The following is a 22,453-nucleotide window of genomic DNA, read 5'->3' as shown; positions in this document are numbered from 1 at the left end:
CACCACAGAATTTCCTTTCCTACTGTAGCGTCACCCTCAAATGTCCAGAGAGTAAGTGGGTTAGCATGGTCTCACCACAGTTGCTGCATAGCGATACGGAGATAGATATTGTGCTGCCAACTGGCTCAATTCGTCTGGTTCGATCGCCTGAATCACATGCGGATAAACAGCCGATAGTTCTGGTTGGGCAATGGTGCTGTAATAGCCGTACAGTCCGGCAAGTTGGTTTGTGGTTTCGGTGGAAAACGCATAGTCATTGCACAGAAGCCGCTGATAGCGTCGCAGTTCTAGTTCACTAACCGGAACCGCTGACAGTTCTGCCAACCGATCGCCTACGATCGCCTCCACTTGATCAAGATGGGCTGGATCAAGCCACGCCGTCACCGTAAACAAGCTCGAATCTCGCTGGAGTGAAAAGCCGCTGCTGATATCTTGTACCAACTGCCGTTCTTCGCGCAACTCCCGCACCAATCGCGAAGTCCGTCCCCCCGATAGCAGCACCGACAAAAGATCTAGCCCATAGGCACGGTGTAACTGCTCGGCTCCAGGTCCAACCCAGGCCATCATCAACCGGGCAGAACCAATGTGCGGCAAGCCCAACTCTTGGCGACGAATCTCGGTCAGGGGTGGCTCAACCACCAACTCTGGCACAGGGCAAATAGCACGAGGGGCAAATCGACTGAAGTGACGCTGCACCAGTTCAACGGTTACATCCCACGCAATATCGCCTACTATGACCACTGTCATATTTTCGGGTTGATAATGCGTGTGGTGAAAGCAGCGCATTTCGTCTGGCGATCGCTCCAACAATCCAGCGGCATCGCCTAGAATCGATCGGCCATAGGGATGGCGTTGAAATGTGGTCTCCAATAGCGCTTGAAATCCCAGAGCGTCCGGATCATCCAAAGACTGTCGGATTTCCTCCAGCACCACATCCCGCTCTAGGTCAAACTCTTGATCGGGGATGGCAGCATTCAACAACAAATCTGCCAAGCAGGGCAAGGTTTCGGGTAAATCGGCAGCGGCGGTGTTGATGTAAAAGTGAGCGTAATCATGGCTGGTGGCGGCATTGGTCACTCCGCCCCGACTTTCAATGATTTGGTCAAACATGCCAGGAGCCAATCGATCGGTCCCTTTAAAGATCATGTGCTCCAAAAAATGTGCCATGCCTGCCCACGGCTCGGGTTCAGTGGCGGCCCCAGCCCGAACCCAAACATCTACAGTGACAACAGGGGCAGCAGGAATTTGCTGATGAATCAGGGTCAGTCCATTCTCTAACTGACAATGATGGGCTAAAAACGTGTGAACGGGCGATTCGGTTCTGAGAAGTACAACCAACTTTTCTCAATCCAAATTTTAAAAGTTCCGTCGGGGACGTAATGTTGTATACGGCCGATTAAATAAATAGGATAACTTACTGCGTACCGATTGGGGAAATGAGGCAGGTTGATTGCCTGATACTGTTTGAAGGGAACGCTACGACAAGAGCCTTTTTTTACCATGCCCTTATGCAGATGTTAGGCAACCCCAAAATCGCAGTTTACTACCCAGCCTTTCTAGGTGGAGGCGCTGAAACCGTTGGACTTTGGATGCTGGAGGCACTTCAGCAAAACTATGACCTAACGCTGTTTACGCTGGCTGCGGTAGACTTCGATCGCCTCAATGCTCTCTATGGCACCAGCCTCTCGCTCCAGTCTGTTACAGTGCAGTCGTTTTTTGCTGGTTGGCTACGTCCGATGGTGAACAGTTTAATTGCCAACAATCAACATATTCGGCTGCTGCTGTTTCACTGGCTGCTTCGATCTCTAAAAGTCCATCGCGATCGCTATGATTTATTGATTTCTGCCTATAATGCGGTTGATTTTGGCAAACCAGGTTTGCAATATATCCACTGGATCAAAGTATTAGAAACGAATGCATTCTACAATCAAATTTCTAATTTTTCAATCGAGCGCATGAAGCAGAATCATTCGATCACTAACTCCTATACCGTTGCTGAGTATATTCAACAGGAATATGGCTGCACTGCTAACGTTCTTTATCCGCCAGTTGTGTTAGATACACCCAATCTTTCGTGGGAGCAAAAAGAAAATGCTTTCATTTGTAGCGGTCGCATTACAGAAGCCAAACAACCCCACAAAGTGATTGCCATTCTTAAACGAGTGCGCCAGCAGGGCTTTGATGTAAAGCTCTATCTAACTGGTGGCGGTGGCGGAGCCTATGCTTGGAAATATCAGAATTTTGTCAAAAAGCTAGTAAAAGAAAATGCTGACTGGATAACGCTCTATGAAAACTTATCCTATCAAGCCTATGCCCAGATATTAGCCAAGTGCCGTTTTGGCATTCATTTCAAGCAGGAACCTTTTGGCATTTCGATCGCAGAAATGGTAAAAGCAGGAGCCATTCCCTTTGTGCGCGATCAAGGAGGACAAATTGAAATTGTGGGTAAACAGAACCATGCTTTAATGTTTCGCAATGAGCAGGAAGCTGTTGATAAAATTGTTACGGTTTTGCGCCACTCTGAACAGCAAAAAAATCTGCGACTAGCATTAAATGAGCAGAGAAACCTGTTCTCTACTCAGCGGTTTATGGTTGAATTGAATCACATCGTAGCAGCATGTTTGTAATACCCATGCCTTATTCATGCGGCATCACATTCACCCCACCGCCTGCGGCTCCTCCCCTTGGCGAGGGGAGGTTGGGAGGGGTCAGCATCCGGTGCAACCCTATAGAGAATTGGTATAGGTCATCAAACGGCTGATTCTGAGGCTGCTGCCATGCAGTTTAAGCATTCAATTTCGCCACTACATCCGCCAATTTTGCACCGATCGCTTGAACGGACGATCGCTGATTTTCGTCTTTCAAATTTCCCGCTTCATCAAAGGCACTGTAGGCGCTGGGGACCGCTGTTTGATTGGGAATGACAATCACACCAATGCTTTCTAAAATGGAGCGCACGTGAGCTAACCCCCGCAGCCCCCCCAATCCACCTGGAGATGCTGCCATAATTCCCGCGACTTTGCCCTGAAAGCAGGTTAAGGCCAGCGGTGGTTCGCCCGGTTCCGATCGAGAAGCCCAGTCGATCGTATTTTTCAACAATGGAGTAATGGAACTATTGTATTCTGGGCAGGCAATCAAAAATCCTTGATGGGACTTCATCAGTCCTTTGAGCTTAAGCACGTTCTCTGGCAATCCTTCTTTCGCCTCTAAATCTTGGTCATACAACGGCATCGGCAGATCGCGTAAATCTACATACGTCACGTCGGCTCCAGCGGTTTTAGCGCCTTCCGCTGCAATTTTCACCAACATCTTATTGAACGACCCTTCTCGCGCACTGCCTGCAAAGGCCAAGATTTTTGCTGAGTTTGTCACTAGAACCTCCTATGAATAGTTGACATGTACAGGTTGGAGTAAGGTGGGCTTGGCCCACCCTACATAACGCAAACTGGCTATACTTTAGACGATCGTCCCCTCAAGCGTTGTGTACCGCTGGGGTTAAGCCGCCATATCAAACAGCAACACTTCTGTGTCGTCAGCGGTCGCTGTCAAGGTAAGAGAGTCGATTGCATCAATGGCTGCACCATCGCCCGCCGTTAGGTTGTGGTCATTGAGTTGCAGCGTGCCTCGGGCCACTTGTACCCAAATCGAGCGTCCCGTTTGAATCGGATATGCAGCGGTTTCGCCTGCATTGAACAAGCCCGCGTAGAGGTTAACATCTTGGTGAATGGTGACAGACCCCTCCCGTCCATCCTGCGACCCCACCAACCGCAACTGTCCACGCTTGTCCGTATCAGAGAAATGCTTCTGCTCATAGCCTGGCTCTAGGTTGCGTTGCTCTGGCAAGATCCAAATTTGCAAAAAGTGAACGGGATCGGTATCTGAAGCGTTAAACTCGCTGTGCAGAATTCCCGTTCCGGCTGACATCCGCTGCACATCGCCTGGACGAATTACAGAACCATTGCCAATGCTATCGTTGTGCTCTAACGCGCCCTCTAAAACATAGGAAATGATTTCCATATCTCGGTGTCCATGCGTGGCAAAGCCTTGGCTGGGATCAACCTTGTCTTCATTGATCACCCGTAGACTGGCAAAGCCCATATGGTTGGGGTCATAGTAATTACCAAAAGAAAAGGTGTGCCGACTGTTAAGCCACCCAAAATTTGCTACCCCTCGATCGCTAGAAGGCCGAATAGTAATCATAAGGTGTACCTCCTGATGGAAGGAGCGAACGGTTTGAACTGCCGTCTTCGTATAGTTCTATTATGAATTGAATTAAATTAAAAGACAATAACCAATTTTATATACATTTTGTATCTAATTTTTCTACAATAACGTGTGCGGATGGCAGGCAGAAATGGACAAATTTGAGTCAATGAAAGCATTTACCCAAGTGGTGGCATCAGGTGGGTTCGCAGCAGCGGCTCGCGAACTGGGACTGTCGCGCTCGGCAGTCAATAAACTGGTAATTAATCTAGAGAATGATTTAGGAGTGCAACTGCTGCATCGCAGTACACGCCGAGTGATTCCAACGGAGACTGGACTGGCATTTTACGATCGCTGCGTTTCCATCTTGGCAGATCTGCAAGAGGCAGAACTGGCTGTGTCGCAACTGCACGAAGAGCCGAAAGGGACGTTACGGGTGAATGCGCCGATGTCATTTGGAACACTACATCTAGCCGCCGCCACCGCTGACTTTATGGTCAAATATCCAGACTTGCAGGTGCAATTAACCCTAGAGGATCGCTTCATCGATCCCATCAGCGAAGGATTTGATCTGATTGTGCGCATTGCCGACCCACCCAACTCCACGGCTTTGATTGTGCATCCTCTTGTTCTTGCAGAGCGCATCTTGTGTGCCTCTCCTCAGTATTTAAGCCGACATGGCAATCCCACCCATCCTTCTCAACTACGGCAACACGCTTGTCTACACTATGGCCACTCCACCTTTGATAATCAATGGAAGCTGAGGGGCCCTGATGGAGAACACCTAATTTCAACCCCGGCTGTGCTGTGCTCTAATAACGGCGAAGTGTTACAAGCGGCTGCCCTGAAAGGATTAGGTATCACTCTGTTGCCCACTTTTATTGTTAGCCGGTGTCTACATCAAGGAACGCTGCAACGAGTGCTGCCAGACTATGCGCCACCGGATATTTATGTCTGTGTTATCTATCCGGCAAATCGGCATTTGTCTACCAAAATTCAGCTATTCACCAGTTTCTTAAAAGAGCGGTTTGGTCAATCTCCTAGTTGGGATGGGGATGAGAATTAAGGGCTGAACGGTTGCTGACGGTTCATTCTCCCAGTATTCATTGCTCGATCGATTTTTGTAGTTTTGTGGATCTTTCCGATGAATTTGCTGCTACAGTGCTATCTGATATGAATCCACTCTCCGGTTGGGAGCCTTTCACATGGCTATTTTAGATTCTAAAGGTCGTTTGTTCGGCAAAGTCAGCATTCTAGATCTCGGCGCAGCGTTGATGATCTTACTAGTGTTAGCCGGGATATTTCTGTTTCCTGGTGGATCTGGTTCCGTGGCACAGGTGGGAACAACCACCCGCCCGGTTGAAGTTGATGTAATGGTGCGGGGCTTAACTGTGCGCGATCCTCAAGCATTGCTAAAAGCCTTTGAAGACGAGAAGAAAACCAAAATCATCATTCGCAACCAGCCCTATGGCGAAGTTGATGTTTTGGCAGTCCAATCCTTGCCGCGCAGTGTGGCAGTTCCTCAGCCCGACGGTACGGTAAAATCGTTGCCTGACCCCCGCCCAGAGTTAAACTACACGATCGATATGTTGATTACCCTGGGTGGCGATGCTCAAATTGTTAATAATGGGGCTGTGTTAGGGAATACAAACATTAAAGTGGGAACACCCATGGAATTAGAAGGACTAACCTATCGCTTTAATGCGCCCGTTGTTGGAGTTAGAATTTTGGATAAGTAAATAAGCTGGTTAAGCTCTACCAGCAATTTTTTGCAAATCGTACCTAAAGCACCTTGAAAACGGGTGCATTTTTAATGTCTTTTTGCCAGAAAAAATCGCCAGAAAAACCCGATCGAGTCAACCATTTAAACTAAAAGCATGGGTACAAGACGACTTGCCCAAGATTGCGCTCGGTCGGAACAAGCGATTGAGGCGATCGTCTTGAAAAAAAGCGGGGTAACGTCTCCATGGGTCAAGGCTGATTCATGTCCATACTGATACAGCCCTCTTACACTGTCGTAGCTTTTGCTAAGTTCCAAATCATGATGAACCTTTTTTTTCATCGTTTTCGTCAATTGCGTCGCCGATGGATGTATGGATTAATTTCCCTCATCGTCGCCCTAGGGTTAATTGTTAGTACTCCTACTCCATCTCACGCTTCTTCTCTACTGGAGCTACTATTTCGGGGTATTCAAGTTATTCAACTCTCTACCTTGTCAACGTCCAATGAAGTCGCTTTAGGACGTCAAATCAATGATCAATTGGTTCGCCGAGAAATCAGGCTCTATCGCAATGCCGATATTGCTAACTATGTTGATGATATTGGTCAACGATTAGTCCCCCATAGCGATCGCCCTAATCTTCCCTATGTATTTCAAGTGGTTGATGATCAAAGCGTTAATGCATTTGCCACGATGGGCGGCTATGTCTATGTCACCACTGGACTGATACGGACTGCCGACAACGAAGCACAATTGGCCAGCGTCATCAGTCATGAGATTGGACATATTGTCGGACGCCATGCAGTACAACAAATGCGAGAACAGGCCATTGCTGCTGGGGCATTGACAGCCGCTGGACTCAATCGTAATGATGCGGTGGCGATCGGTGTTGATTTGGCGATTCGTCGTCCCAACAGTCGTCAAGACGAGCTAGAAGCGGATGAACTGGGATTAGCTAATTTAACTAGAGCGGGATATGCCGCCGGGGCCATGCCAGCTTTCATGGAGAAGTTGCTAAATCAGCGGTCTGTACCGACGTTTTTAAGTACGCATCCCGCCACCAGCACCCGCATCGAGCGGTTAAATGCGTTAATTGACCCAGCCACCGCCAACGCTGGAGATGGACTAGATAACGCCGCCTATCGCAGTCGAATTCGAGATCTGCTGTAGCCTTTTTCCCTCTACCCTCTCTCTGTCTGCCTCTTGCGCATCGGGGTGAGGGAGTTCGCCTAGTACCAGTTGCGCTTTCATGAGATGTCTAAGTGATTGAAGATTGGATGGGCGTTGCAGGAGCGTGTTCCATCCGGTGGCGTTGAAGAGTAGCCACACCAAATAGGTGACGATCGCGAAGCTGACAAGGGCAACCAGGAGAGATTTTCCTGCCACCAACCATTCTGTCGATCGGTTGAATAAAGGCAGCCGCGATCGAGCAGATGCAGGTCTCACTGCCGCTGTCAACAGCAATGTAGTATGAGCGATCGGATAAGCAGACAACGCAGATGGCTCAAACGTCGAACTAACAGATGAGTGATGTGGCTGAAACCTATGTTTAGCTCTAAACTGTTGAAAGGTTTGACTCACAGGAATCGGACGCTGACCGCTACGGCTCCATTGCAGCAACGATTCACCCGTGATGCCACATAGATTGAAGCGAGAAATTTCGTACAGTCGTTGTAACAAAGAGCGGTCTTTGCTAACTAGAACAACGAGACTATTGGGAAATTCTTGGGCCATGCCATAGGCACAGCGTCCGACTGCCAGCGATAAGGTTGTACGTCGAGTCGGGGGAAGTCCAGCATCGCTTGTGAGGGCAGTATGATAGGCATTTGCCTCACTCACTTGCCAACCACTAGCACCATAAAATTGGTGAAATGCCCTGGCCATACGCTCTAGGTCTGAATCGGGAGCGCGATCGATTAGCCGCTTCACCTCTTCATAGACAACTTGTGGAATGTAGCAATTTCCTACCCGTGAAAACTCGCGCCATTCCAACGACGAGGCGGCTGATAGAGCACTGATATCAAACACTAGAATCACCGGAGGAACCATCACCATATCGTTTTCTCCTATATCAACCGCTGCTCCTATATCTATCAACCGCCAATTCCTAACCGCCCTGCCAAACTAGGAGTCAGCGGCAGCAAGGTAGCTGCCATCAGAAACAGCACTAACAGCCCCAGTGCGGCACGCGCATCGTTGGGTTCGGAAAGCTCATTTAGGGCTGGACGTTCTAAATCGCGCTGTAGAAACAAGATTAAGATAGCCCAGTATAGCGCCAACGGGTTGACCAGAGACGCCAACCCCAAAACAATTAAGGTTGCCACTGTAGTGCGTCCAGCCACCTTGCGCCCGTAAATAGACTGCACAATACGGCCACCATCGAGTTGACCTGCTGGCATGAGGTTCAGAGCCGTGATTACCAACCCTAACCAGCCGATGAGCACCAGCGGATGCACATCCACTAGGGGTTGCTGAACAGCGGCTCCCAACACTACCCGCGCCAGCGTTCCCACCAAGATTGAGCCTTGCAAAAACTCAGCGGGAATTTGGAATAGGCTGCCAGGGTGAGACAGCAACAACCCAATAATGAGCAATCCTAGGGCTACAAGGCCGCCGATCGCCGGTCCGGCGAAAGCAATATCAAACAAGACCGATCGATTTGGCAGAACCGATTCAAACCGCATTAGGGCACCAAACGAGCCAATTTGCCCTGTGGGGATGAAGAAAGGGGGGCTAAGCCGAATTTGGTAGCGCCTGGCCACAACGCGATGAGCGATTTCGTGCGCCCCCAGCACCGCTAAAATACCGCTGGCGATTGGTAAAACTTCAGCATAGCGGCTCATTTCGCTAAAGAAATCAAACCCCAGCAGTAGCCCGGCTGTTTCTAGACAGGTGGCAATAGTGGCTAGTCCCAGCACAATTGCCAGGACAAGTTGGGCCGGGGTGGTTGGTTGTGGTTGGTTAGCGCTGGGTAACACCACCACTACAGGTCTACCTTCCATCCCTTCTACGAGGAATAAGCGATACCGATCGCCTACTTGGGTTTTGAGGTTAGCGGCAAGGCGATCGTAGCTAGAGTCTGGCTCGCCGCGCAAATTGCCGCGAAAAATCACACCATCTTGATACGGAATTGTTTCGGTGGCAAAAAAGGTATCAATGCCAAAGATACCCTGAATGGCTTGCAAATCCTCTGCTGGCAACGATGGCGACAGCTTGGCAGGCTCCGTCGAAGCTGAAGGAGAGGACGATGCTGGGGTGGGGGCGGGGGTCTCTGAGGGGGACTGAGGCGAGGCATCCGCTGCCGCAGGCTCCGATTGATCGATTTCCGCTTTGGTGTTTGTGGCGTTGACCGACGAAAACCGCTTCGTGAAATTTTCATTTCCGGCAATTGTCCGTAGTTGCCGACCAAGGAGAATGTATAGCCCGATCGACCCAACCAACAGAAAAATCACGATCGCCAAGTTGATATATATGCCCAGTGCCACAAGTCCAAAAAAGGTGAGCCAAGGGAGCATCAACACCACTGATTGCAGCCATGATAGGAGACCCAACTTGCCATAGGGTTTAGCGCGATAGAATCCCCATCCTAGTATCCCCAGTGCTGCCACTAAAATTAAAGCAATAATCATCCTTTTAACTTCCTCGGTTTCTTCAGAACCAATACTGAGAAATTCTGAAGCCGTATAGGTTTAGGCAGAGCTAAATTGTTGCGGCTCGCTTTCCTAACACTGTAGCGGTTCTGGCGCGATTTCGTTCAATTAAATCGTCTTCTCTGTGCGCAATTGCAGAGGTTATATCAAGCCTTCTAGGCGACGGCGAATTTCATCTAACTCGGATTGGGAAAAATCGGGTTTCTCAGCACTGGATGCATTAGCAGGAGTACCATCGGGCTGCCAGTCGGTTTGTTCCAAATTCGTTTCGGGCGGAACCGCAAGTGTGCCTTCAGGAACTAGCTTGCAATCATAGTCACTTCCTTGGCAAAACTCCTCGATTTCTTCTGATTCAAAGGCTTCGACCGATGGCGTAATAAAATCTTGAGCTTCTAGCATTAGACCATAGCGAGTGGCGTCGTCTTCTGACTCAAACATCAGAATGGTATTGCGATCGCCCACTTTCAGCGTATGAATTCCTTCGTTCTCCGTACCGGCATTGAATAGCAGAACAAATACACGCATGGCTGACCAGGAGTCTCAGTAACATCTTGAGAGGGGACTTGTCTATCCTAATCGGATTGCGGCCACAGCGGACGGCTATCCCAGTTGAGAGATATTACGGGATTTGGGGAAATTCTCGCCAAGCCGGGCATTTGCGTCAGGATAGAATTAGAAGCCGATTCAACTCTGAACTATACGACTACTGCTTAAACGCAAGATACAGCATGATTGAACACGACGTAATCATTGTGGGAGGAGGACTAGCTGGCTGCCGAGCCGCCGTCGAAATTGCTAAAACCAACCCACGTCTCAGGGTTGCCGTAGTGGCTAAAACTCATCCCATTCGATCGCACTCGGTGGCGGCCCAAGGTGGCATTGCTGCCACATTAAAAAATGTAGACGAGCAAGACTCCTGGGAAGCCCACGCTTTTGATACGGTCAAAGGATCCGATTATCTCGCTGACCAAGATGCTGTTGAAATTCTCACCCGTGAAGCTCCCGATGTGGTGATTGATTTAGAACACATGGGTGTGCTGTTCTCGCGCTTGCCCGATGGACGCATTGCCCAACGCGCCTTTGGTGGTCATTCTCACAAGCGCACTTGCTATGCTGCCGACAAAACCGGACATGCCATTTTGCACGAACTCGTCAATAACTTGCGCCGCTATGGAGTCGTGATTTATGACGAATGGTATGTTATGCGCTTAATTTTGGAAGACAGCCAGGCTAAGGGCGTTGTGATGTATCGCATCCGCGACGGACACATTGAAGTGGTGCGAGCCAAAGCGGTGATGTTTGCCACAGGCGGCTATGGGCGGGTTTATAATACCACTTCCAACGATTACGCCTCTACGGGGGACGGGCTAGCAATGACTGCGGCGGCCGGACTGCCGTTGGAAGATATGGAGTTTGTACAGTTTCACCCAACGGGGCTATACCCAGTAGGGGTGCTGATTTCAGAAGCGGTGCGGGGAGAGGGCGCTTACCTGATCAACAGCGACGGTCATCGCTTCATGGCGGACTATGCTCCCAGTCGGATGGAACTAGCTCCACGAGATATTACCTCGCGAGCGATCGTCAAAGAAATTCGGGCAGGTCGTGGCATTCAGCCCGATGGCAGTGCGGGCGGGCCGTTTGTGCACTTGGATGTACGGCATTTAGGGCGCGATCACATCATGAGCCGCATTCCCTTCTGTTGGGAAGAAGCCCATCGCTTAGTGGGGATTGACGCCGTGCAGCAGCCAATTCCCGTACGCCCCACCGTGCATTACTCGATGGGTGGTATTCCTACCAACACCGATGGACAGGTGCGCAGCAGTGCGGAAGGATTAGTCGAAGGCTTTTTTGCGGCTGGAGAAACTGCTTGCGTCTCCGTGCATGGAGCGAATCGCTTGGGCAGTAACTCGTTGCTGGAATGTGTTGTCTATGGTAAACGCACCGGGGCGGCGATCGCCCGCTATGTGGAAACTCGCAAGTTGCCCGACCTTGACGAAGCCCGCTACCTCAATGAGGCTCAACAACAATTGCAGTCCCTCCTCGACAAACCCGGAGAATATCGCATTGCTACTGTGCGGCAGGCATTTCAAGACTGCATGACCGACTACTGTGGCGTTTTTCGTACCGAGAGCCTAATGCAGGAAGGACTGGAACAACTGCACCAGATCCGCCAGCAGGCCGATCGTATCTATCTAGATGACAAAGATCGACTCTGGAATACCGAACTAGTGGAAGCGCTGGAACTTCAGAGTTTATTAGCCGTGGGTGAAATTATTCTCAGCAGCGCCTTGAATCGCCAAGAAAGCCGAGGGGCCCACTGCCGTGAAGATTACACCGATCGCGATGATACCAACTTCCTCAAGCACACCTTGGCTTACTATGCTCCGGCGGCTGGGGTAGAGATTCGATCGATGCCAGTGGTCATTACCCGATTTGAGCCGCAAGAGCGTAAGTATTAAGCCTTAGTATTAAGCCTTAAATCTTAAGGTAAAACTATTCTGCCCATTTTTTGTAGCCCTGCTGCCACTTTTGTAAACTTTCCAACCCCAAAGCACAGGTCAGGTTGTATTGCAGGGGCGTAATAGTGATGTAATTTTTGCGAATCATTTCCACATCAGTGGGTGTGTTGCGGAACCACTCAATATCCCCGCCAGATGCTTTCAACCCTGACATTCCCGCTTGTTCGAGTTCTTCTTGGCTCACCTCTTCTAGTACCTCTCCAGCCAACCAGTAGTAGATTTTTCCACGCGGATCAACCCGTTTTTCAAAGGTATCAAAATAGCGACGTACTCCTTGTCGAGTCATCACAACCCCAGCAATTTCGTCAGCCGCCACTGCTGGGATATTGACATTGAGCAACGCCAAATGCGGTAACGATCGGGTCTCCAGTTGGGCTAGCAGCGATCGGGCAAAGTCAGCAGCCGGTTGAAAATCCTGATGGGTGAAGCTGGTTAAGCTGAAGGCAATACTGGGAATGCCTTCAATGACACCCTCCATCGCAGCAGAGACCGTGCCTGAATAGAGCACATCGGTTCCCAGGTTCGATCCATGATTAATGCCAGAAAGCACCATATCTGGGGGAGCGTCTAGCAGAGCACCCAACGCCAGTTTGACACAATCTGAGGGAGTTCCCGAACACGCCCAAGCCTGAATAGTGGGATGAAACCCTGATTCCACTAGTTTTGCTCGAATCGGATCGTGCAACGTTAATCCGTGTCCTGTTGCCGATCGCTCGCGATCGGGACACACAACTGTGACATGATGCCCAGCGGCAGCGAGAGTGTTAGCAAGGGTACGAACACCCAATGCAAAAATGCCATCGTCGTTGCTAATCAGAAGATTCATGCAGGTTTGGGGCAAAGATGACCAATGTTTCACCATTTAGTGTAGATGGGATCTCAGCAAAAGCGTGATGGCGCGCTCAATTAAAGTTCTTCAAACTTTTTCTAATCTCAAGGTTCCCCAAACGTAGCCCAATCAAGTCATCACGTCTAGATGTTGGTGCTTGGCAACCCTCGTTAACTCTTTCTGTAAAAAAGCCGATCGCTCCGTAATTTGGGGTACAACCGTGATTGTTACCCAGGACAATTCGATGCCGACTGCTTTTACGGTGATGACCTGGAACGTTGAAAATCTGTTTCCACCCGGCCATGCCATCAGCCCTAGTAAGGTGATTTCTCCAGCGGATTACGAGAGTAAATTAAGCTATTTGAAACAACGGATTCTGGAAGTTGATCCAGATATCATTGCCCTACAAGAGATTGGCAGCCGATCGCCGGACGATACTCAATCGTTGGATGATTTGCAAGCCCACTTGCAGAACTATCCCTATAAAGCGCTCTCTAGCAATCCCGATCGTCGCTTAATTCGGGTTGGATTTCTATCAAAATTAGATATTTTACAAACAGACGATTTCGCTGATTTTCCAGCAGGAGAATTATCCCAAGTGCCCGATTGGTCGTCTAAACCGCCTGTCACTCAAATGGGACGGGGTGGTTTACGAATTGAGATTGAACTCTCATCCGGACTCCGAATTCGCCTGATCAATTTACACTTAAAGTCTAAGCTCATTACTTACCTGCCGACTGCAAGAGCGAACCCACGCTTTCAACCTAGGGATGAGAATGAACGATCGATCGGACAAGGATTGGCCCTATTGCGACGAACAGCCGAAGCAGTGACGGTACGGGTTTATCTCAACTCGCTGATGCAGCCTGATGATACAACTGAAACGATCGTCTTAGGTGATTTGAACGATGAACCGCGAGCCGCTACTACACAACTGTTGCTAGGTCCCGAAGACGCCGATATTACCACCGACGATAAGTTAGATATTGTGCGGTTGTACAACTTGGTGGATTCAATTCCGCGTCGAGGTGATGAATCTAACGATAAACGATTTTTGTCTTCAAAGGAACGGTTTTCGCGAATCTATAAAGGACGATATGAATTGATTGATCACATCCTAGTCAGTAAAGGACTTCTTGGTACAGAAAGTTCTTTGCGGCAGGATCAATGGCGTGTCCTGGAGGTGCGAAGTTTAGTAGACAGCATTCAACAGCAAAGCATTGGTGACAATCCAGTCGAACGCTTCGGTAAAAACCGCCCAGATCATGCCCCGATCTATGCTCGCTTTACCCTTTAGGGTGGAGGAAACGCTCGATCGCCTGCGCTATCTCTAGGGGAGACTGCTAAACTGAGGGGAAGGATTTGGTATGAGAGGATTGCGAAATGGGCATCGAGCACAGGATGTTTAAGGGCGCATTTTTGCCAAGCGAAGTTGTGCAACTGCGGCAAACGTGCTTCACACCGGGGCGCGTGTTTGAGCCAGGCACCTATTTAGCGGGAGAGTTACCTGACCTTGCGTTTGAGATGGGTTTGGTCGATCGCTTACCTCCCGTGCGTGGTAAAAATGCTGAAATTCGTGACTCAAATGAAATGTCTGATACCGATCGCTAATCGTTCTCTTCTTCCCCCTTTCCTTTTTCCCACCCCTAGGAGACGATCGTGGATTTTAGACAAATCGTCAATTTCAGGATGGTTAAGCAAGAAGCGAGTGCGTTGCATCGATCGTTAACGCCAATCCTGGAACTCGATGAAAAGTTTGCAGAATTAATTTTAATTGATCTGGCCAAAGTGGTGCAAATTTGTGGACAAGCGAGTGGTGAAATCACCTCGGCTGAATTATTGGCCTATCTAATTATCTATGCCCTAATTAAAAAGGATAAAGATAAACTCAATGTTGCCTTAAATACATGGGAGTTTTCTGAAGTTGAGCGATCGAAATTCGAGAAAACAACACTGCAAATTTTGCTAAATTTAACCAAACATCAAACTCCAGATCAATTAACGTTACCGTCTGTTTTGAATAAGCTTGATGAGGAGAAAAATACTCACTATTTAGATACGGCAGTTAATGCAATCTACAAATTTGCCCAGGTGATTGTCAAGGCAGATGGCGAAATTTCGATGCAGGAAATGGATGCTTTATCCCATATTTGGCAACTGCTGCATTCCTATCAATCGATCGAGGATTATCAAGCTGCATTGAATCAAGCGGTGGCGAAAATTCCGTCGCAGACGATCGAGCAAACTCCATCCTCGTCAACCGCCTCGAACACACAACTCGCTGATAAATCAGTTGCCAAAAGTGAAGCTGAGTTGAACCAAATTTTGAATCAAGCCCTGGCAGAATTGAATGATTTGGTGGGTCTAGATAATATCAAAGAAGAAGTGAAAACGCTGGCAAATTTTCTTAAGGTGCAGAAAATCCGTGAGGAACGTGGGCTAGCGCAAACCTCCGTTTCACTGCACGCCGTCTTTTGTGGTCCACCCGGCACCGGCAAGACGACCGTGGCTCGCTTGATGAGTCGAATTTATCAGGGCTTGGGCTTTTTGACGAAAGGGCATCTTGTAGAAACCGATCGGGCTGGATTGGTGGCCGGTTACATCGGTAAAACCGCAGAAAAAGTAGAGGCGGTAATTAATTCGGCTCTCGATGGTGTGTTGTTTATTGACGAAGCTTACTCACTGGCTCCTGAAGATGCCGAACGAGATTTCGGGCGAGAAGCAATCGATGTGTTGTTAAAACGCATGGAAGACAACCGCGATCGATTGGTGGTAATTGTGGCAGGATATACCGATGAAATGACCCGTTTTATTGAATCGAATCCAGGCTTAAAGTCGCGTTTCAATCGCTATTTTTATTTCGATGATTATAAGCCGGATGAACTATTACAGATTTTTGAAAAGATGGCCAATAAAAGCCATTTTCATCTCACTGCTGCTACCCGCACCAAGCTCTTACGGGTGTTTGAAGAACTCTATGTTCGGCGCGATCGAACCTTTGGTAATGCACGAGTTGCCCGAAACCTGTTTGAAAAGAGTATTGAACGGCAAGCAAATCGACTTGCGGTACTGTCTTCTTTAACCGACGAGGTATTAACTACTCTGCAACCCGACGACATTCCGGTTGATGCTGTTGGCACCCTGGCAGGCAAAGTGAATTGGCAAGCGCTATCTTTTCCCTCATCTAGCTCTGCCTCGTCTTCGCTATCTCCCTCGATCGCGGCTGTGGCCGATCGCTTGAATCGCTCTTTAAACTCCCAAAACATTACTGCCCGAGTGACCAACACCAACGGTTCGCTGCAAGTGATGCTAGAGTCAGACCAGATTCCTAGCGAAGCTGAACTCGTTGAGTTTGTTCGGCAAGAACTGGCGCACATGAGTCTCGATGCGATTCAGAAGGTGACGATCTATGGGCGACAGATCAACACTGACATTCCAGCTTGGAGCGAAGAATTTGATGCTCGATCGACAATCGGTTAAGAGGTTGGTTGAATAGAATCAATAGATGGCTCAAACTGCCCTTTCCTCACCCTCACCCCCAGCAGAAGGAGCTGCAACGCCCTCCCCTTCTTCCACAGGAGTAGGGATTGGGGGATGGAGCGTAATGGTTGCCACGTGTCAAACATCCTCTAGGAGCACGTCAATTCCAATCTGAAGGACTCAACTTAGATCCCAAAGGTAAATCCAAACAACAGAGTGTAAAGCAGCAACCCTGCCACAATGCCGTAGGAGCAAGAAAGGGTGGCAGAGAAGGGAATGTGCTTGTTGAGATAGATAAGACCGCTGAGGGTGGTGGACAGCGCTAGAACCCCGAGGGGAATCCCATAGGTTGCATACTGGTTCAAATAGTTGACCAGCAACAGCATCGCAATCATCCACGCCGCCGCTGCCACAAACAGCGAAATTTCAGAAATGTGACGGGGAGGACGAATCGATCGGGTGAACAAGGCAAAGTAGGTAATGACAAGAGGCGGTAGAGTCGCAGCCGCTAGGCACTTTAGACCAGCTTCGATGTTGAGGGTAAAAGCTTGCGCAATAAGACTGACGATCAAGCTACCCACAATCGCGTAGGACAATGTCACCAATAGCCGACTCAAGGCATAAATCAGTGGTCGAGGCTTGCGATTGTGTAGCTTAGCTTCCACATCGAGTGCTCGATCGCTCTCCATTTCATCAACGGACTTGTTTCTGTCACCCTTTTCTCTGTCGTGCATAGGTCACTGGTATAAAAATATATAACTGATCTTCAGCGTGTATCCGTGCAGTTCCTACTATCCAAAGACGTAGATCCTGAGAAGGAGAATCGCGATCAGTCATGTCTTCAAGAGATGCGATACCCTTGAGTACGGAAGACTCGAGGACAAACGTACAGGACACGCCTAGGAAACGCTTAGGTTCATTCCACCGCTTTTATTGTAAGTCTTTGTTAGTCCTTGCGCTTCTGTATCTTGGCTATTTGCGTTCATTCGTATCTTTAGCTTCATGCCTCAATCGATCGATTTTCTCAAGCATCTGAATCCATCTCAACATCGGGCCGTTGAGCACTTTTGTGGGCCACTGCTCGTGGTGGCCGGAGCAGGGTCTGGAAAAACACGAGCGCTGACCTATCGCATTGCCAACTTGGTGCTAACCCATCGAGTCGATCCTGAAAATATCCTCGCCGTCACCTTTACCAATAAGGCGGCACGGGAAATGAAAGAGCGGATTGAGCGGTTGTTTGCCGAACAGCAGGCTTGGGAAAAGTACGATAAACCACTGACAGAACTAGCTCCCGTAGAGCAAACCCGGCTAAAATCGCAGGTCTACAAAACCATCACCAAAGATTTGTGGATTGGCACGTTCCATGCCCTGTGTGCGCGCATCCTGCGGTTTGACATCGAAAAATATCAAAGCCCTCAAGGGTTTCGCTGGAATCGAAATTTCTCTATTTTGGATGAATCTGATGCGCAGAGCCTAGTGAAAGACATTGTTGTCAACCAATTAAATTTGGACGATAAGAAATTTGAGCCACGATCGATGCGCTATGCCATCAGTAATGCCAAAAACCAGGGGTTGTCACCAGAAGATGTAGAACGGGAACAGCCCAATTTTCGCGGGCGCGTTTTGGCCAATGTCTATTCTGAGTATCTAAAAGGACTGGCTGCCAACAACTCAGTCGATTTTGATGATCTAATCTGGATTCCAGTGCAGCTTTTTCAGCAAAACGAACAGGTATTAGCCTATTGGCACAAGCGATTTCGCCATATTTTGGTGGATGAATATCAGGATACTAATCGCACCCAATATGATTTAATTCGATTGCTGGTGACAAATGGAGAAGATTCGCGTAAATTTAACGACTGGAACCATCGATCGATCTTTGTGGTGGGCGACGCGGATCAGTCAATCTATTCGTTTCGAGCGGCAGATTTTACCATTCTCATGGACTTTCAGCATGACTTCGGCGATGGTTTGCCAGATGATGACACACGGACAATGGTGAAACTGGAGGAAAACTATCGATCGACAGCTAACATTCTCGAAGTTGCGAATGAATTAATTGAAAACAATACCGAACGAATTGACAAAGTTCTGCGTCCAACTCGTGGCACTGGAGAAGAAATCTTCTGTTACCGCGCCGATGATGAAACCGCAGAAGCCCACTTCGTTGTCAATCAAATTCGGCAGATGGAACTGACAGAGCCGGATTTGCAATGGGGTAGCTTTGCGATTCTCTATCGCACCAATGCACAGTCGCGGGCGTTTGAAGAAGTGTTGGTAAAGTATGCGATTCCCTATACGGTGGTAGGCGGTTTGCGATTTTATGATCGTAAAGAAATCAAAGATGTGCTGGCCTACCTGCGGGTGATTGCCAACCCTGACGATACTATTAGCCTCAAGCGCATCATCAACACCCCCCGCCGTGGTATCGGCAAAGCCACAATCGATCGCTTAGAAAATGCCGCCAGAGAACTGAACATTCCCCTCTGGCAACTGCTCACTGATGAGACCTCGGTGCAAACATTAGCGGGACGATCGGCTAAGCCAGTGCTGACTTTCACCAGCCTCGTGCGAACTTGGCAAGAACAAGTAGAAACCGCTGCTGCTTCTACCATCGTACAGGGAATTTTGGAAGATTCCGGCTATATAGCAGATCTCAAAAATCAGGGAACCGACGAAGCGATCGATCGGTTGCAAAACGTGCAGGAGCTTTATAACGCTGTTTTACAGTTTGAAGAAGAAAACGACGAATCTAATCTACCGCTATTTTTGGCCAATGCGTCATTAGCCTCCGATTTGGACAACTTAAATGAGCAACAGCAGTCGAAAGTATCGCTGATGACGCTGCATTCCTCCAAGGGACTGGAGTTTCCCGTAGTATTTTTAGTGGGGTTAGAGCAGGGCTTGTTTCCCAACTTCCGCTCGCTGGAAGATCCCAAGGCGATCGAAGAAGAGCGGCGGCTCTGCTATGTAGGCATCACTCGCGCCAAAGAGCGGCTATTTCTCAGCTATGCCCGTGAACGGCGATTATACGGCAATCGAGAACCCGCCAGCCCGTCGCTATTTTTGGCAGAATTGCCCAAAGACTTGCTGTTGAGTAGCGTCGCCAATGCCATTCCTACCAAATTTACGCAGCAAATTCGTGATGTTAAACGTGACCAAGCAGCGACAAAACCCAGCACCCCAAAAACCACCATTACCGACTGGAACGTGGGCGATCAAATTATTCATCCCAAATTTGGCATGGGGCAAGTGACGCACGTATTGGGCAGTGGCAACAAAGCGACGATCGCTGTGCGCTTTAATGATCAACCCATTCCTCGCATTCTCGATCCCAAACTGGTCGCGTTGAAGCGGGTGGAATAATAGGAGTAGTTTTGGTCATTGGGAGTCGGAAATCGGGAGTCGGAAGTCGGGAATTGGGACTGGCTTTTCTAAGGATTCTGGCTTGAACACGATCGCAAACGCTTGGCTGAAATCATGACTGCAACTTTTCCTTCCCCAGGAACAACAGATCGATCTTCCTTCGCTAAGCCATTGTTTGCGGCGATGGCAGCAAGCAACCTGGCAGGATCACCGATCGAGTTACTTGAAGAAACCTTACAGCGACTGAGCGCAGGCACCAATAGCTATACGGCGGACTGGTTTGGGCAATAAATTGCGAACTTACCGAATGGTGATGAGGAATAGGGGGCATAGGTAATGGGTTATGAAACATTATCATTTTTCTAAGCCATGCTCAGCGACATTAGCTCGTCGGACATTTCGAAGTTGGCTGTTACAGACTGTACATCGTCTAGCTCTTCCAAGGCATCCATCAGCTTCAATAGCGATCGTGCTTGTTCAGTGTCTGTGACTTCCACGCTGTTATTTGGAATCCAGCGCAACTCAGACTGGATTAGGCGATACCCTGATGCACTCAAAGCCTGGGACAATGATTCTAATTGCGATGCCTGAGTAAATACTTCGGCTCCTAAACTATCCTCGTCTAATTCAACGATTTCGTAGGACTCGGCTCCAGCTTCTAATAGGGCTTCCAATAACGCTTCTTCATCTAATTCAAAGACTTCTTTTCGACCGCGCAGGACGGGCTTTCCTTTAATGGTGACAACCCCTCGTTGGTCAAACATCCACCCCACACAGCCTGTTTCGCCCAAGTTTCCTCCGTTTTTGCTAAAGGCTGTTCTCAAGTCGGCGGCAGTACGATTGCGATTGTCGGTTAACGCTTCAATCAAAACGGCTACGCCACCGGGGCCGTACCCCTCATAGCGAATCGATTCTAGGTTGTCTCCATCGGCTCCTAGTTTGCCAGCTCCCTTGGCGATCGCCCGATCGATGTTGTCGTTGGGGATGCCTGCGGCTTTGGCCTTATCGATAGCTGTGCGGAGTTGAAAATTGCCAGCAGGGTCAGCTCCACCCGTTCTGGCTGCCACAATGATAGCCCGCGACATCTTAGCAAAGGTTTTTCCCTTAACCGCATCTACTCTAGCTTTCTGCCGTTTGATATTGGCCCATTTACTGTGTCCTGCCATGCCTCAACTTAACATTTCTGCTACTTCACCAAAACTAGAATAGACAAAGATCTAGCAGTTTTAGAACCGATTCCTATCCCTTCAGTAGGAGCGGGGAGCAGTTAACGTTCTTGCTATGGGACGATTCAAGTTTTATAAGATTTTTATAAAGTAATAACAACAAGGCAGTTTGTTTATTGTTGTAAGAGTTTTTTAACCCAGCCCGATCGCGTTTTTGAACTCTTAAAAAAGATGCAGTAAAGGGAGTAAATGTATGAGCTTCTCCAAGTTAGCAAAAGTGGCAAGTGTCAGTGTTTTATCGTTTGGATTAGTTGCAGTTCCGTTTTCCATTAGCGCTTCTGCTCAAGAGACAACAAACCCTGTAGAAGACACAGTTGAATCGACTCAAGCAGCCGTAGAGAATACGGATTTTGATTGGGGGTTATTGGGATTATTAGGGCTGATTGGGCTTGCTGGTCTGGCAGGTCGCGGCAGACGTGATGATGTGCGTGATGTAGACACGCGCTATCGTAATGAGCATCGCACGGATGCTGATCCTAGCTATCAACCTGGGGCACCTACCAATACTCGCACAGATGTTCCCCGCTATCGCGATCCCAATGCTATCAACCGCACTGACTATCGCGAATAGTTTTACGCATGAGCGACGCACTTGCTGATAGTGTCGCACATATCCAGCGTTAATTAGATTGATTACGCGATCGATGCTTCTTTGATGATTGTTTTATTCGTTAGAAGCGCCTTAAAGCGTTCAGTTGTTTGAAAGTTAAAGTCGGAGGATCAACTCTATGGCCCTCGTGAAAATTAAGGATTTTGAGCCGGATTATCGCGAAGCGTTTGGCGGATATGATATCAAGGGTCTCGATGTCTATTCGGATGTTAATAATGAGAAGGTTGGAACTGTTCATGACCTTTTAGTGGATGAACAAGGCCATTTTCGTTACTTCATCGTTGATCTAGGTTTTTGGGGCTTCGGTAAAAAGGTGATGTTGCCAGTCGAACGTGCCCAGATTGACAGTGATGGAAAGCATCTTTATGCCCTGGGTCTGCACAAGGATCAAGTGGAACAGTTGGCAGAATTTAACGAAAGCTTGCGCATCGATGACGATCGTCGTCAAGAGTTACACGAGAGTTTGCGTCAACCCGTTCACCAACCTGTCGCAGATTCACGTTCCAGCCGCTCACAGGCCACGGCTGAAACTCTGCCACCTCAGCCGATGAACCCTACCTATCAGGTCATGCCAATTGAGCGAACGGCACCGCTTGAGCGTTCGTCGTATCCATCCACTGCTCCTCAGTCCATGTCACGTCCGGATCACTCAGTGAGCAATCAAGGAGCATATGGAATGCAGCGCGATTATCCATCGGCACCAAACTATCACAGCAATCTTACCAGCGGTCATATTGACCAGTCGCCATCTGTGCTTCAGCGCTTTGAAGAACGTTTGCGGGCAAAGCGGATGCGGTCTCGTTAACCCGTGTGTTGGGTTCGGTGTGAATTAGCTGCAAAATACCTGAGA

The 22,453-nt window shown here is 48.8% G+C and carries 21 protein-coding genes; 12 read left to right on the top strand and 9 right to left on the bottom strand.

Features of this window, described 5'->3' with window-relative positions:
- Nucleotides 1-60 precede the first annotated feature (60 nt).
- On the bottom strand, nt 61-1,338 hold the full coding sequence (locus tag OXH18_RS17835; protein ID WP_268608547.1) for a M16 family metallopeptidase: 1,278 nt from the start codon (nt 1,336-1,338) through the stop codon (nt 61-63).
- Nucleotides 1,339-1,514: 176 nt separating this feature from the next.
- On the opposite strand from OXH18_RS17835, the gene OXH18_RS17830 reads away from it, so the two are divergent.
- On the top strand, nt 1,515-2,627 hold the full coding sequence (locus OXH18_RS17830) for a glycosyltransferase (protein ID WP_268608545.1): 1,113 nt from the start codon (nt 1,515-1,517) through the stop codon (nt 2,625-2,627).
- Between the two features lie 157 nt (nt 2,628-2,784).
- Here the strand turns inward: OXH18_RS17830 and OXH18_RS17825 are convergent, their stop codons facing one another.
- Together OXH18_RS17825 and OXH18_RS17820 are read right to left on the bottom strand one after the other, a co-directional pair.
- Entirely contained in the window at nt 2,785-3,372 is a 588-nt protein-coding gene (locus OXH18_RS17825; protein WP_268608543.1) for an NADPH-dependent FMN reductase, read from the bottom strand.
- A 123-nt stretch (nt 3,373-3,495) separates the two neighbouring features.
- Nucleotides 3,496-4,200 (bottom strand): pirin family protein, encoded by a 705-nt coding sequence (locus OXH18_RS17820; protein WP_268608541.1) that lies wholly within the window; start codon nt 4,198-4,200, stop codon nt 3,496-3,498.
- 154 nt (nt 4,201-4,354) lie between these two features.
- Here OXH18_RS17820 and OXH18_RS17815 point away from each other — a divergent pair, with 154 nt between their 5' ends.
- From OXH18_RS17815 to OXH18_RS17805, 3 genes are all read left to right on the top strand, one after another.
- Complete coding sequence (locus tag OXH18_RS17815; protein ID WP_315874601.1) at nt 4,355-5,269, top strand: LysR family transcriptional regulator; 915 nt, start codon at nt 4,355-4,357, stop codon at nt 5,267-5,269.
- Between the two features lie 139 nt (nt 5,270-5,408).
- A complete protein-coding gene (locus OXH18_RS17810) occupies nt 5,409-5,942 on the top strand; it encodes a DUF4330 domain-containing protein (RefSeq protein WP_268608537.1) in 534 nt (177 codons plus the stop codon).
- Nucleotides 5,943-6,244: 302 nt separating this feature from the next.
- On the top strand, nt 6,245-7,093 hold the full coding sequence (locus tag OXH18_RS17805) for a M48 family metallopeptidase (RefSeq protein WP_268608535.1): 849 nt from the start codon (nt 6,245-6,247) through the stop codon (nt 7,091-7,093).
- Here OXH18_RS17805 and OXH18_RS17800 read toward each other — a convergent pair.
- From OXH18_RS17800 to OXH18_RS17790, 3 genes are all read right to left on the bottom strand, one after another.
- Nucleotides 7,049-7,978 carry a PIN domain-containing protein gene (locus tag OXH18_RS17800; RefSeq protein ID WP_268608533.1) on the bottom strand — a complete coding sequence of 310 codons (930 nt, stop codon included), beginning with the start codon at nt 7,976-7,978 and terminating at the stop codon, nt 7,049-7,051. The genes OXH18_RS17805 and OXH18_RS17800 overlap by 45 nt on opposite strands.
- Nucleotides 7,979-8,016: 38 nt before the next feature.
- Entirely contained in the window at nt 8,017-9,552 is a 1,536-nt protein-coding gene (locus OXH18_RS17795) for a site-2 protease family protein (RefSeq protein WP_268608531.1), read from the bottom strand.
- Between the two features lie 162 nt (nt 9,553-9,714).
- A complete protein-coding gene (locus tag OXH18_RS17790; protein ID WP_268608529.1) occupies nt 9,715-10,098 on the bottom strand; it encodes a DUF3110 domain-containing protein in 384 nt (127 codons plus the stop codon).
- Nucleotides 10,099-10,301: 203 nt separating this feature from the next.
- Between OXH18_RS17790 and OXH18_RS17785 the strand changes: the two genes are divergently transcribed.
- The gene (locus OXH18_RS17785; protein ID WP_268608524.1) at nt 10,302-12,032 is read left to right on the top strand and encodes a succinate dehydrogenase/fumarate reductase flavoprotein subunit; all 1,731 of its coding nucleotides are present in this window, start codon (nt 10,302-10,304) and stop codon (nt 12,030-12,032) included.
- A gap of 34 nt (nt 12,033-12,066) precedes the next feature.
- On the opposite strand, the gene surE is transcribed toward OXH18_RS17785, so the two are convergent.
- Entirely contained in the window at nt 12,067-12,918 is an 852-nt protein-coding gene (gene surE, locus OXH18_RS17780) for a 5'/3'-nucleotidase SurE (protein ID WP_268608521.1), read from the bottom strand.
- 247 nt (nt 12,919-13,165) lie between these two features.
- Here surE and OXH18_RS17775 point away from each other — a divergent pair, with 247 nt between their 5' ends.
- The 3 genes from OXH18_RS17775 to OXH18_RS17765 all read left to right on the top strand — a co-directional run bounded on the left by OXH18_RS17775 (nt 13,166) and on the right by OXH18_RS17765 (nt 16,401).
- The gene (locus OXH18_RS17775) at nt 13,166-14,218 is read left to right on the top strand and encodes an endonuclease/exonuclease/phosphatase family protein (protein ID WP_268608518.1); all 1,053 of its coding nucleotides are present in this window, start codon (nt 13,166-13,168) and stop codon (nt 14,216-14,218) included.
- A gap of 86 nt (nt 14,219-14,304) precedes the next feature.
- On the top strand, nt 14,305-14,532 hold the full coding sequence (locus tag OXH18_RS17770; protein WP_268608515.1) for a hypothetical protein: 228 nt from the start codon (nt 14,305-14,307) through the stop codon (nt 14,530-14,532).
- A 48-nt stretch (nt 14,533-14,580) separates the two neighbouring features.
- A complete protein-coding gene (locus tag OXH18_RS17765; protein WP_268608511.1) occupies nt 14,581-16,401 on the top strand; it encodes an AAA family ATPase in 1,821 nt (606 codons plus the stop codon).
- Nucleotides 16,402-16,586: 185 nt separating this feature from the next.
- Here OXH18_RS17765 and OXH18_RS17760 read toward each other — a convergent pair whose 3' ends face one another.
- On the bottom strand, nt 16,587-17,135 hold the full coding sequence (locus OXH18_RS17760; RefSeq protein ID WP_268608508.1) for a hypothetical protein: 549 nt from the start codon (nt 17,133-17,135) through the stop codon (nt 16,587-16,589).
- Between the two features lie 268 nt (nt 17,136-17,403).
- Between OXH18_RS17760 and pcrA the strand changes: the two genes are divergently transcribed.
- Together pcrA and OXH18_RS17750 are read left to right on the top strand one after the other, a co-directional pair.
- Nucleotides 17,404-19,767 (top strand): DNA helicase PcrA, encoded by a 2,364-nt coding sequence (gene pcrA, locus OXH18_RS17755; protein WP_268608505.1) that lies wholly within the window; start codon nt 17,404-17,406, stop codon nt 19,765-19,767.
- A 114-nt stretch (nt 19,768-19,881) separates the two neighbouring features.
- The gene (locus OXH18_RS17750) at nt 19,882-20,058 is read left to right on the top strand and encodes a hypothetical protein (RefSeq protein ID WP_268608502.1); all 177 of its coding nucleotides are present in this window, start codon (nt 19,882-19,884) and stop codon (nt 20,056-20,058) included.
- A 71-nt stretch (nt 20,059-20,129) separates the two neighbouring features.
- Here OXH18_RS17750 and OXH18_RS17745 read toward each other — a convergent pair whose 3' ends face one another.
- The gene (locus OXH18_RS17745) at nt 20,130-20,933 is read right to left on the bottom strand and encodes a YebC/PmpR family DNA-binding transcriptional regulator (RefSeq protein ID WP_268608500.1); all 804 of its coding nucleotides are present in this window, start codon (nt 20,931-20,933) and stop codon (nt 20,130-20,132) included.
- A 253-nt stretch (nt 20,934-21,186) separates the two neighbouring features.
- Between OXH18_RS17745 and OXH18_RS17740 the strand changes: the two genes are divergently transcribed.
- Complete coding sequence (locus OXH18_RS17740) at nt 21,187-21,564, top strand: WGxxGxxG family protein (protein ID WP_268608498.1); 378 nt, start codon at nt 21,187-21,189, stop codon at nt 21,562-21,564.
- Nucleotides 21,565-21,721: 157 nt separating this feature from the next.
- On the top strand, nt 21,722-22,408 hold the full coding sequence (locus OXH18_RS17735; RefSeq protein WP_268608495.1) for a PRC-barrel domain-containing protein: 687 nt from the start codon (nt 21,722-21,724) through the stop codon (nt 22,406-22,408).
- Nucleotides 22,409-22,453: the final 45 nt, after the last annotated feature.

This window comes from Thermocoleostomius sinensis A174, from assembly GCF_026802175.1.
In the GTDB taxonomy this organism is placed as follows: Bacteria; Cyanobacteriota; Cyanobacteriia; order Elainellales; family Elainellaceae; genus Thermocoleostomius; species Thermocoleostomius sinensis.
This window is presented reverse-complemented; position numbering and strand designations above follow the sequence as displayed.

What these genes read in the sequence shown, in the direction of transcription:
- OXH18_RS17830 (WP_268608545.1), top strand. Translation starts at nt 1,515, where the DNA reads ATGTTAGGCAACCCCAAAATCGCAGTTTACTACCCAGCCTTTCTAGGT.
- OXH18_RS17820 (WP_268608541.1), bottom strand. Translation starts at nt 4,200, where the DNA reads ATGATTACTATTCGGCCTTCTAGCGATCGAGGGGTAGCAAATTTTGGG.
- OXH18_RS17815 (WP_315874601.1), top strand. Translation starts at nt 4,355, where the DNA reads ATGGACAAATTTGAGTCAATGAAAGCATTTACCCAAGTGGTGGCATCA.
- OXH18_RS17810 (WP_268608537.1), top strand. Translation starts at nt 5,409, where the DNA reads ATGGCTATTTTAGATTCTAAAGGTCGTTTGTTCGGCAAAGTCAGCATT.
- OXH18_RS17805 (WP_268608535.1), top strand. Translation starts at nt 6,245, where the DNA reads ATGATGAACCTTTTTTTTCATCGTTTTCGTCAATTGCGTCGCCGATGG.
- OXH18_RS17800 (WP_268608533.1), bottom strand. Translation starts at nt 7,978, where the DNA reads ATGGTGATGGTTCCTCCGGTGATTCTAGTGTTTGATATCAGTGCTCTA.
- OXH18_RS17795 (WP_268608531.1), bottom strand. Translation starts at nt 9,552, where the DNA reads ATGATTATTGCTTTAATTTTAGTGGCAGCACTGGGGATACTAGGATGG.
- OXH18_RS17790 (WP_268608529.1), bottom strand. Translation starts at nt 10,098, where the DNA reads ATGCGTGTATTTGTTCTGCTATTCAATGCCGGTACGGAGAACGAAGGA.
- OXH18_RS17785 (WP_268608524.1), top strand. Translation starts at nt 10,302, where the DNA reads ATGATTGAACACGACGTAATCATTGTGGGAGGAGGACTAGCTGGCTGC.
- surE (WP_268608521.1), bottom strand. Translation starts at nt 12,918, where the DNA reads ATGAATCTTCTGATTAGCAACGACGATGGCATTTTTGCATTGGGTGTT.
- OXH18_RS17775 (WP_268608518.1), top strand. Translation starts at nt 13,166, where the DNA reads ATGCCGACTGCTTTTACGGTGATGACCTGGAACGTTGAAAATCTGTTT.
- OXH18_RS17770 (WP_268608515.1), top strand. Translation starts at nt 14,305, where the DNA reads ATGGGCATCGAGCACAGGATGTTTAAGGGCGCATTTTTGCCAAGCGAA.
- OXH18_RS17760 (WP_268608508.1), bottom strand. Translation starts at nt 17,135, where the DNA reads ATGCACGACAGAGAAAAGGGTGACAGAAACAAGTCCGTTGATGAAATG.
- pcrA (WP_268608505.1), top strand. Translation starts at nt 17,404, where the DNA reads ATGCCTCAATCGATCGATTTTCTCAAGCATCTGAATCCATCTCAACAT.
- OXH18_RS17750 (WP_268608502.1), top strand. Translation starts at nt 19,882, where the DNA reads ATGACTGCAACTTTTCCTTCCCCAGGAACAACAGATCGATCTTCCTTC.
- OXH18_RS17745 (WP_268608500.1), bottom strand. Translation starts at nt 20,933, where the DNA reads ATGGCAGGACACAGTAAATGGGCCAATATCAAACGGCAGAAAGCTAGA.
- OXH18_RS17740 (WP_268608498.1), top strand. Translation starts at nt 21,187, where the DNA reads ATGAGCTTCTCCAAGTTAGCAAAAGTGGCAAGTGTCAGTGTTTTATCG.
- OXH18_RS17735 (WP_268608495.1), top strand. Translation starts at nt 21,722, where the DNA reads ATGGCCCTCGTGAAAATTAAGGATTTTGAGCCGGATTATCGCGAAGCG.